The following is a 10,469-nucleotide window of genomic DNA, read 5'->3' as shown; positions in this document are numbered from 1 at the left end:
AAAGTAAAATGCCCACCTTTATTACTCATCATTAAGGTGGGAATTTTATCCGTCATGCATGTATTTTATCCGTGGCAATTTTCTATATATCAGCCATGTTATCGTCTATTTATTATTCATACTGAATTCGGCACAAATACTGAGGGAAATTTGTGCTAGAGGGAGGAAATAACAGAAACCTATATTCTTCGCTGCCAAAATGTAGCGTTAGTATACTGGTTTCTGAATAGAATCAGTGGTTGCTAAATTAGTGGTCTGCCAAGGCTGAGTTCAGATTTCATCTCAGATAATAACCACAGAGAAAAATCCCGCATCGCGGCAGTTTCTGTGCGCGATTGTAGCCGGGTTAACCAGTACCCGCCCAGGCTAATCGTGGTGCTAAAGGGCTGGATAATGCGTTCTCTGAGTAACAGATGCGTAAACATGGACGGTGGAGCCAGCGCAATGCCTATCTCTGCCTGCGCCGCTTCCAGCATGCTCACCGACGAATCGAACACTATTATTTGCTGCGAAGGTGAAGGGACACATCCTCCAGCCGCACTAAACCATGCCGACCACTCATCGCGACGATAGGAACGAAGCAGCGTAAATTTTTGCAGGTCATCAGGATGGTGTAAACATCCCGCTAACGAGGGAGCACACAGAGGAGCAAGTGGCGCATCGCATAAAAATTGCGACTCAGTATCATGCCAGGCACCATTGCCATAGCGAATAGCATAATCCAGCCCTTCAGCCACCACATCAACACGGTTGTTATGCGTTGAAAGTGAAACATCCACATGTGGATAACGTTGTTGAAAATCCCTCAGGCGCGGCAGGAGATAGCCGGTTGCAAAGGTCCCAACCACACCTACTCTGACTTTCTCACGCATTACCCCAGCGGAAAAACGGTCTAGCGTGTCAGCGATACGATCAAAGGAATCATTAAGGATCGGTAGGAGATTCTCACCTTCGGTTGTTAACACTAATCCGCGTGAAATACGAATAAACAGACGGCAATTGAGGCGTTGTTCCAGCGCTTTGACCTGCTGGCTTATTGCTGCATGGGTAACGTTTAATTCGATAGCAGCCTTAGTAAAACTTAACTGTCTGGCTGCGGCTTCGAAGGCGCGAAGTGAATTTAGGGGAATATAACTGCGTACCATAGGATTATCTGTTAGATTTTCTATTATCAAACACTAAATATAATCGATTGTTATCCATAGTCAATCATCGCAAAATCAGCGACGCAGAAGGAGACACACTGCTTGTTGTTTATCAATCTAAGGAAGATTTTCTAATGTTGAAAAAGTCTGTAATCAATACCTTGGTCTTTACCGCTATCGCAACTTCGCCATTTTATACCTCGGCACAAACCATACTTACGGAGCAACAGGTTGCGACTATCGTCAATAACACCCTTAAGCCGTTGATCGAACAACAGAATATTCCCGGCATGGCCGTCGCTGTATTTTATGACGGAAAGCCACAGTTTTTTAACTATGGCGTAGCGGATATAAAAGCAGATATCCCAGTCACTGAGAATACGTTGTTTGAACTCGGTTCAGTAAGTAAGACCTTTACCGGAATAGCCGGGGAATATGCCATGCAAACCGGCATTATGAACCTTAATGATCCAGTGACGGAATACGCTCCTGAACTAACGGGTAGTCAGTGGCAAGATGTGAAAATGCTGCATCTGGCAACCTACACTGCGGGGGGGCTACCTCTTCAACTGCCCGATTCGGTTACAGACCAAAAATCATTATGGCAATATTATCAGCAATGGCAGCCACAATGGGCACCTGGAGTGATGCGCAATTACTCCAATGCCAGTATTGGTTTATTCGGGGCGTTGGCGGTGAAAAAAAGCCAATTAACCTTCGAAAACTACATGAAAAAGTATGTATTCCAGCCCTTAAAACTGACACATACTTTTATCACCGTCCCTGAATCGATGCAGTCAAGCTATGCATGGGGATATAAGGATGGTCAGCCAGTACGCGTTACATTGGGCATGCTGGGTGAGGAAGCTTATGGGGTGAAAACCACCACGAAAGATATGGTGAGATATATGCAGGCCAATATGGACCCAGACAGCCTACCTGCCGAAAACGATAAGTTAAAGAAAGCCATCATCGCGGCTCAGTCTCGCTATTTCCAGGCGGGGGAGATGTTCCAGGGGTTGGGATGGGAAATGTATAACTGGCCTATCAACCCACAGGAGGTCATCGCCGACAGTGGCAATGATATCGCGTTGAAACCGCGTAAAGTTGAGGAATTGCTGCCAGCACACCCAGCAACACGGGCATCCTGGGTGCATAAGACCGGTGCTACCAATGGCTTTGGAGCCTATATTGTCTTCATCCCAGAGGAAAATATTGGCATAGTGATGTTAGCTAACAAGAATTACCCTAATCCTGTTCGTGTGCAAGCTGCCTATAATATTCTTCAGGCATTGCGTTGATAGTCATGCCGCGCTAACTCCATGATAGATCGGATAAAATAGGACTGACCATAGATTTCACTATGGTCAGTTTAGTGTTATTACCTTATTTCTTCTCAATCATCGGGCTGTATTCTATCGGCACCCAAGTGTAGCCAACTTTATTTGCCCGGACATGGCCCAAACCAGGGAACGGAAGATGAGCGCCCGCCACCCACAGCTTGTCTTTAGCGGCGGTGGCAAAGATAGCTTTGCGCGTGACCACTGCCTGTTTGCTATCCGTATCAAATTCTAAAGAGACATTCGGGCGCGCAAATTGGATGGAATGACTGTGTACAATATCGCCCCACACCAGCAAGTTGTCGCCTTTTGAGGTGAAAAGATATGAAGTGTGCCCCGGGGTATGGCCCGGCGTTGGCACCACTTTGACGCCTGGTAATAAGGTGTCACCAGCAGTGTAAATTTTTAATTTATTGTTTGCCGCATAAGGGGCAACCGATTCCATTGATTTTTCAAACATTGGGCGCAGTTCTGGCGTAGCTTTACTGGCGACGTCTTTATTCAGCCAGAAATCGGCATCCCCTTTTGACACATACACCGTAGCATTAGGGAATGCGGCTTTACCCTGATTGTTAATACCACAGGCATGATCGGGATGTAGATGGGTCAGCAATACAGTATCAATTTGCTCAGGCTGATAACCCGCAGCACGAATATTATCGACCACAGCACCCAGTGTCGGCCCGAAACATTGTGCGGTGCCGGCATCAACTAAGACTAGGTTGGTACCGGTATTGATCAAGAAGGCATTTACCGCAGTCTGTACCCCGTTGGTGCTATCAAGAAACATGCTGGACAGCAGCGTCTGAATATCTTTCTCATTGATATCCTTCAGCAGATTGGTACCCAGCTTTACATAACCGTCATAGATGGCTGTGACTTCAAAATCACCTAATGCCATACGATAGTAGCCGGGAACCTGCGTCTGTTGCTGCGTGGGTGCGGCAGCCATACTGATCGTCGGGAAGCCAAGAGGCAGAGCGCAGGCTCCAACAACCATCAGAGCCAGTAATGCTTTACACCGTGGTAACTGTTTCAGTAAAAGCGCCTTCATAAATCTCTCCAGAAGTGAATAACGATTCTTATCATGATGTTATTAATGATACTCATGATAGATAACGCAGAATAATGAGCACCTTAATCAAGGTACTTTCTAAATGTTTTATTGTCTTTTAAAAGATTCGGCCGAGGGAGGATTTAGGCGTTAATCTGTGCCGGGGTAGACCTTTCCGAGTTTTGTTCGGGAATATAGGGGGGGAACAATAAAAAACACCCCCATTGGGCGTAATGCCAATCAGTTAAGGATCACTTGAAGTGATCCTTATTACACCAACTTCCTAACCATAAACCCTAACTACAAACAATTAATATTGTCTTTAATACTGCAATCAGCGTTCTAGCCACGTCAAATTAGCATGGTGGAAAATAAATCCAACTTATTGATATAAAGCTAAGAAACAAATTTTAATGTCATTAAAAGCGAGTCTATTCGAATTTTAGCGTCACTGAACAGACTTTATTGTTTCCGCATAACCGCCAATGCCTGCGCACAGGCCCAGGCAGAGCTCCAGGCCCATTGAAAGTTATAGCCACCCAACCAGCCAGTGACATCAACAACCTCGCCAATAAAGTACATTCCAGGCACTTTATGGGCCTCCATTGTCTTAGAGGAGAGCTCTTGGGTGTCAACACCACCAAGAGTGACCTCAGCAGTACGGTAACCTTCGGTGCCATTGGGCTGCACTCGCCATTGTTGAAGATTGGCGACTAACGCGGCCTGCTGCGGCGCGTTTAATTGCTTCAGGGTAACGTCTGGCAGTTGCTCCAAGGTCTGAAGGCACTCCACCAGCCGCTTAGGTAACCGTTGAGCCAGAGTATTTTTTAGTGTCTGATTAGGGTGGTTTTTTCGCTCACTGTTTAGAAAATCGTCTAAATCAGTATCAGGAAGTAAGTTAATGCTCACATACTCACCAGCCTGCCAATAACTTGAAAGTTGTAAAATTGCTGGACCAGAAAGCCCACGGTGAGTAAACAAAATACTCTCACGGAAGCTAACGCCATTTTCGGCGGTGACCACCGCAGGCACGGAAACCCCAGATAATGTTTGCAGGTGCTCCAGCAGCGGTTTGTGCAAGGTGAACGGGACTAACGCCGCACGGGTAGGGAGGACTTTCAAGCCAAACTGTTCTGCCAGCTTATAGCCGAACGGTGAAGCACCAAGTCCGGGCATAGAGAGTCCGCCAGAGGCGACGACAAGTGAGTTAGTGCTCACTTCCAAATCATTAATTTGTAATACGAACCCGGTGTCGCTTTTTTCAATCGACAAAACATCGCTACGCAACCGAATCGTGACTTGCCCCAGCTCACACTCTTTCAGTAATAGTTCAACCACCTGCTGAGCAGAGTCATCACAGAACAACTGCCCTAGCGCTTTCTCATGCCAGGCAATGCCATAGCGATTCATCAGATCGATGAAATCCCATTGGGTATAACGTGCCAAGGCAGATTTACAGAAGTGAGGATTCTGTGACAGATACGCGGCAGGCTCTGCAAAGAGATTGGTAAAATTACAGCGGCCACCACCAGACATCAGTATCTTGCGCCCAGCCTTTTTGCCGTTATCGACCAACAACACCCGACATCCGGCTTGTCCGGCCTGAGCGGCACAAAATAGCCCCGCAGCACCTGCACCTATCACTACCACATCAAACTGTTCCACACTGGGCCTCACTGAGTAAAATCATCATCGCTGCAAAATTGCCCGCTTTTGGCTGATTATTATATTATTTAGCGCATTCAACCGACAAATTGGCGGCGGGAGATTGTAAGTCGCTCGCAGGAATATCGCCATAGTAAGAAAATGTCTCATACGGTAAAACTAAGTAACTTGCTGATATAACATGCATATGTTGTTCAATAAGACGAATTCGTCTGCGGTCATGTCAAAAAAAGGTCATATTTTCCTTTTCCCCACCCCCCATTGTCACTGATAATGCGCCGCGTTCATGTCCACAAACTGGCGTAACGCTTATGCTACATCTTTTCGCTGGCCTGGATTTCCATACCGGCCTAATGTTAGTTCTTGCTTTGTTGTTCGTGCTGTTTTACGAAGCCATCAATGGTTTTCATGATACAGCCAATGCGGTCGCGACCGTAATCTATACCCGTGCCATGCGTTCACAGGTTGCTGTTGTGATGGCAGGGGTGTTTAACTTCCTCGGCGTGATGCTGGGCGGTTTGAGCGTGGCTTATGCTATCGTTCACTTATTGCCTACTGATCTGCTGTTAAACGTCAGTTCGGCGCATGGGTTGGCTATGGTCTTCTCTATGCTACTGGCGGCGATTATCTGGAATTTGGGCACTTGGTATTTCGGTATCCCGGCTTCCAGCTCTCATACGCTAATTGGTGCAATCATCGGTATTGGTTTAACCAATGCATTAATGACCAGTACATCTGTTGTAGATGCACTGAACGTTCCTAAGATGATTCAAATCTTCCTGTCATTAATCTTATCCCCGATTGTGGGTCTGGTTATTGCCGGTTTGATGGTGTTCCTGCTACGTCGTTACTGGAACGGGTCCAAGAAACAGCAACGTATTCACCTGACACCTGCTGAACGTGAAAAGAAAGACGGTAAACGTAAACCGCCCTTCTGGACCCGTACTGCGCTGATTCTATCGGCTATCGGTGTGAGTTTCTCTCATGGCGCTAACGATGGTCAGAAAGGGATTGGCTTGATCATGCTGGTATTAATCGGCGTGGCTCCGGCTGGGTTCGTCGTGAATATGAATGCAACCGGTTATGATATTGCCCGCACCCGCGATGCAGTGACCCATCTGCAACAATATTATCAGCAACATGTTGAGGTGTTACCTCATGCTGTCGCGCTGAAACCGCTGGTACCTGCACCAGAAACATTGCCGAATACACCGGCACAGTTCCATTGTGATAGCTCACGCGCCATGATTGCCATTGATCATGCTCAAACGTTGCTGGCTAATCTGCAAAGCTATGACGACCTGACGGTTGATCAACGCAGCCATATGCGTCGCTTGCTGATGTGTGTTGCCGAAACCGCAGGGACTGTTGCCAAGCTGCCTGAAACCAGTGCTGAAGACCGCCGTTTCCTCAATAATCTGCGTACAGATTTGTTGGAAACTGTGGAATATGCACCGACCTGGATCATCGTTGCCGTCGCTCTGGCCCTCTCTTTGGGTACCATGATTGGCTGGAAACGTGTGGCAGTCACCATCGGTGAGAAAATTGGTAAGAAAGGCATGACTTACGCGCAAGGGGTTTCTGCCCAGATGACTGCGGCGGTTTCCATCGGTATTGCGAGTTATACCGGTATGCCAGTATCGACAACGCAAGTACTCTCTTCAGCAGTTGCCGGGACCATGTTGGTTGATGGCGGTGGTGTTCAGAGTAAAACGGTGAAGAACATTATGTTGGCGTGGGTATTAACCTTACCAATATCTATTCTTCTTTCCGGTGGGTTGTACTGGGTGGCTCTAAGATTCATTTAAACCCAGCGAAACGTATTACTATCATAGTGCGCCTCAACCTGGCACGGTGATAAGACCGGGCAGTAAGCATATTGAACGGTTATGGTAAATAAAAAAGGCGGCCTTATCAGGTCGCCTTTTTAAATGCTTCTCTGCCAATAATTCATACTAATACCACAACATTAAACCCACCAGACTGACCACTACCAATCCACATAATGCACTGGTCAGTATAAATTGCCCACGTAGCCTCTCACAGCGGCGAATAAACTCAGGATCGTGGTGATCAAGATAACGTTGGGCGAAGATGTAACCCACTAATCTAATTTGTTTGCTCGGCTGACCGTGGGAGGTAAAAAAGCCACCACCATCAACATATTGATACAGCAACGGGTCGCAGCCACGTAATACCACTAACAAAGCACGCAGAGATGAATAATAACGTGCCATATTAATCACACATACCACACATAAAGCCCAAAAAAGCGCGACGGTACTGATCATAATTATCCTCCCAGCGATATCTCACACATTGGCTCAATCACCTGAACCTCTGTGCCATCGCTCACTCTAGCCGATACAAACACCCCCAGGGCCTCAAAAAACACCCCCTATCGTCCGCTTTCTGACTATGCTCGATACGTTGTTCGTTCGACACAGTATCCGAACGTGTAGGACTCCCTTTATCAGTGTAGGAAATGAAATGGAAAATAGCCTGATAATCTCTAAATTAAGCCTATTTAGGCATTTGTTAAGTATCGATTAGCATTAACTTATATCGAATATCTGCCACGGATAAATGCTCAGAATCCATACAAATTCAGCTTAAATATTAATCTTTCTTAACTGAATTAGATAAATTTGGCCGCTGTTTTTTGTAAATTATATTTGCATCACAAATATGAAATTCCGTTAATCATGATGATTTATCAGCGCTATACTTAAGATAATGATCTGCTTTAAATTCAAGTATTCTCACCGTGCGCCAAGGCAATTAACCGGCGAATCTCATCACTTATTGGTGCAATTTGGTGCAAAATGACATACGAATGCTTTAGTGATCATCATCAAAACAGTGCGTTGTGATCCGTGAAACACTTCAGTTAGGGGTCATAATGATAGTATGCAGATACCGTGTTAGCACCCGTTCAACAGGTTGAATGTTTGCTTACCCATTAATTAACATTATGGAAGGAGTTTACTTATGGCTTACAAACACATTCTGATTGCGGTTGACCTATCTCCAGAAAGTAAGGTATTGGTGGAAAAGGCGGTCTCCATGGCCAGACCGTACAATGCCAAAGTTTCCCTGATCCATGTTGATGTTAACTACTCAGACCTCTATACCGGTCTGATCGACGTTAATCTTGGCGATATGCAAAAACGTATCTCTGAAGAAACCCATAATGCATTAACTGAGCTTTCGCAAAATGCGGGCTACCCAATTGAGCAAACCCTCAGCGGTAGCGGCGATTTGGGCCAGGTACTGGTTGATGCCATTAAGAAATATGATATGGACTTGGTATTATGCGGCCATCATCAGGATTTCTGGAGCAAATTGATGTCTTCAGCACGCCAACTGATCAATACCGTACATGTCGATATGCTTATCGTGCCACTGCGCGATGACGACGCCGAAGACGAATAAGTTTCGCGAGAGTCATCCTGTTTAGCTTTAACGCCCGCCTTTTGCGGGCGTTTTTAATCAACAACCCCCGCCAAGCCCCGATAGCCACTCATTGATAACCCTGCTAAGTTTTTGTCAAAATCCCTTGCTGTATGAATATAAACCAGTGATATAGTCGAAGATGCACAACATCGTCTCCTCACTATTTGGATAATAATAATAGTTCGCAAAAAGGTGTAGGGAGAGTCTTAATTGGTACAAGGAATTATTAGTGATGAATGGTTTAACCTCTCTGGAGTCGTTTTTAGAATCTTTACAACAACGTGATGCCAACCAACCAGAATATCTCCAAGCAGTACGTGAAGTCTTCACGTCACTTTGGCCCTTTCTGGAGCAAAACCCACATTACCGTGAACAAAGCCTACTGGAGCGCTTAGTTGAGCCAGAACGTGTTATTCAATTCCGCGTTGCCTGGACTGATGACCAAGGTAAAGTTCAGGTTAACCGCGCCTGGCGTGTTCAGTTTAACTCGGCGATTGGTCCTTATAAGGGCGGGATGCGTTTCCACCCATCAGTAAACTTATCGATTCTGAAGTTCCTTGGTTTTGAACAGACCTTTAAAAATGCCCTGACAACCCTGCCTATGGGGGGCGGCAAAGGCGGTTCTGATTTTAATCCTAAAGGAAAAAGTCAGGCTGAAGTGATGCGTTTTTGCCAGGCACTGATGATGGAACTGTATCGTCATCTCGGCCCGGATACCGATGTTCCGGCGGGTGATATTGGTGTTGGTGGCCGTGAAGTGGCGTTTATGTCTGGCATGATGAAAAAACTGTCGAATAACACCGCTTGTGTCTTCACCGGCAAAGGTCTCTCCTTCGGCGGTAGTCTGATTCGTCCGGAAGCCACCGGTTATGGCTTGGTCTATTTCACCGACGCCATGTTAAAACGTCACGGCTTAGGTTTTGAAGGTCGAAAAGTCTCGGTTTCCGGTGCCGGAAACGTCGCACAATACACTATTGAAAAAGCCATGGAGCTGGGTGCCAAAGTGATTACCGCTTCTGACTCAGGTGGTACGGTGGTTGATGAAACAGGCTTTACCCCAGAAAAACTGGCTCATCTGGCTGAGATTAAGAACAATCGTTATGGTCGTATTGAAGATTATGCCCGTGAACGTAATCTGGTCTATTTAGCCGATCAGCAGCCATGGAGTGTACCGGTTGATATCGCGCTGCCATGTGCGACGCAGAACGAACTGGACCTGCCAGCGGCACGTCAACTGATTGCCAACGGGGTTAAAGCCGTTGCCGAAGGCGCTAATATGCCTACGACTATTCAGGCAACTGATGCTTTCCTTGATGCAGGGGTGCTGTTTGCACCGGGTAAAGCCGCCAATGCCGGTGGTGTTGCCACATCAGGTCTGGAAATGGCGCAGAACGCGGCCCGCCTGAGCTGGAAGGCAGAGAAAGTTGATGTCCGTTTGCATCACATCATGCTCGATATTCATCAATCTTGTGTTGAATACGGTGGCGAAGGCAAGCAAACCCACTATGTACACGGCGCGAATATTGCAGCCTTTGTTAAAGTGGCAGACGCAATGCTGGCCCAAGGTGTGTTGTAAGTAAGACGCTATTCCCATATTCTTTGAGGTAATAATACCCGAAGAATATGGGAACTTTATCCTCATAGATTTAAAAATCATATATCCCGCAGAGTAATATATAAAATCCTTAGTTCTTTTTAAGAACGTGCTTATTTTAAATATTATCGATGTCAGTAACATGCTTCCGGTGCATGAGTCGATAGCAAAGTAAATCATTTAAATTATGAGGAATAATAATGCTCAGGGAACAG

8 protein-coding genes are annotated in these 10,469 nt (G+C 46.2%); 4 read left to right on the top strand and 4 right to left on the bottom strand.

The genetic code is table 11. The features are described from left to right. Positions 1–242: 242 nt before the first annotated feature. The gene (ampR, locus tag V2A85_RS18915) at positions 243–1,145 is read right to left on the bottom strand and encodes a LysR family transcriptional regulator AmpR (RefSeq protein ID WP_420072098.1); all 903 of its coding nucleotides are present in this window, start codon (positions 1,143–1,145) and stop codon (positions 243–245) included. A gap of 134 nt (positions 1,146–1,279) precedes the next feature. On the opposite strand from ampR, the gene ampC reads away from it, so the two are divergent. Further along, positions 1,280–2,446: a class C beta-lactamase gene (gene ampC, locus V2A85_RS18910; RefSeq protein ID WP_372560280.1), complete on the top strand. Its 1,167-nt coding sequence runs from the start codon at positions 1,280–1,282 to the stop codon at positions 2,444–2,446. A gap of 85 nt (positions 2,447–2,531) precedes the next feature. On the opposite strand, the gene V2A85_RS18905 is transcribed toward ampC, so the two are convergent. After that, on the bottom strand, positions 2,532–3,539 hold the full coding sequence (locus V2A85_RS18905) for an MBL fold metallo-hydrolase (RefSeq protein ID WP_420072097.1): 1,008 nt from the start codon (positions 3,537–3,539) through the stop codon (positions 2,532–2,534). Between the two features lie 462 nt (positions 3,540–4,001). Next, positions 4,002–5,204: an NAD(P)/FAD-dependent oxidoreductase gene (locus V2A85_RS18900; RefSeq protein ID WP_372560278.1), complete on the bottom strand. Its 1,203-nt coding sequence runs from the start codon at positions 5,202–5,204 to the stop codon at positions 4,002–4,004. A gap of 311 nt (positions 5,205–5,515) precedes the next feature. Between V2A85_RS18900 and pitA the strand changes: the two genes are divergently transcribed. Then, positions 5,516–7,012 (top strand): inorganic phosphate transporter PitA, encoded by a 1,497-nt coding sequence (pitA, locus tag V2A85_RS18895; protein WP_083161331.1) that lies wholly within the window; start codon positions 5,516–5,518, stop codon positions 7,010–7,012. A gap of 147 nt (positions 7,013–7,159) precedes the next feature. Here the strand turns inward: pitA and uspB are convergent, their stop codons facing one another. Next, a complete protein-coding gene (gene uspB, locus V2A85_RS18890) occupies positions 7,160–7,495 on the bottom strand; it encodes a universal stress protein UspB (protein ID WP_005187112.1) in 336 nt (111 codons plus the stop codon). 700 nt (positions 7,496–8,195) lie between these two features. Here uspB and uspA point away from each other — a divergent pair. Both uspA and gdhA read left to right on the top strand, forming a co-directional pair. Beyond that, positions 8,196–8,639 (top strand): universal stress protein UspA, encoded by a 444-nt coding sequence (gene uspA, locus V2A85_RS18885; RefSeq protein WP_083161333.1) that lies wholly within the window; start codon positions 8,196–8,198, stop codon positions 8,637–8,639. Between the two features lie 253 nt (positions 8,640–8,892). Beyond that, the gene (gene gdhA, locus V2A85_RS18880) at positions 8,893–10,236 is read left to right on the top strand and encodes an NADP-specific glutamate dehydrogenase (protein WP_083161335.1); all 1,344 of its coding nucleotides are present in this window, start codon (positions 8,893–8,895) and stop codon (positions 10,234–10,236) included. Positions 10,237–10,469: the final 233 nt, after the last annotated feature.

Origin of the sequence: Yersinia sp. 1252 StPb PI (assembly GCF_048593885.1) — a bacterium.
Taxonomy (GTDB): domain Bacteria; phylum Pseudomonadota; class Gammaproteobacteria; order Enterobacterales; family Enterobacteriaceae; genus Yersinia; species Yersinia enterocolitica_E.
The sequence above is the reverse complement of the archived record's forward strand: the minus strand, read 5'-3'. Positions and strand labels throughout refer to the sequence as shown.

Coding starts and splice junctions, on each gene's coding strand:
- gdhA (WP_083161335.1), top strand. CDS start 8,893: ATGAATGGTTTAACCTCTCTGGAGTCGTTTTTAGAATCTTTACAACAA.
- ampR (WP_420072098.1), bottom strand. CDS start 1,145: ATGGTACGCAGTTATATTCCCCTAAATTCACTTCGCGCCTTCGAAGCC.
- V2A85_RS18905 (WP_420072097.1), bottom strand. CDS start 3,539: ATGAAGGCGCTTTTACTGAAACAGTTACCACGGTGTAAAGCATTACTG.
- ampC (WP_372560280.1), top strand. CDS start 1,280: ATGTTGAAAAAGTCTGTAATCAATACCTTGGTCTTTACCGCTATCGCA.
- pitA (WP_083161331.1), top strand. CDS start 5,516: ATGCTACATCTTTTCGCTGGCCTGGATTTCCATACCGGCCTAATGTTA.
- uspB (WP_005187112.1), bottom strand. CDS start 7,495: ATGATCAGTACCGTCGCGCTTTTTTGGGCTTTATGTGTGGTATGTGTG.
- uspA (WP_083161333.1), top strand. CDS start 8,196: ATGGCTTACAAACACATTCTGATTGCGGTTGACCTATCTCCAGAAAGT.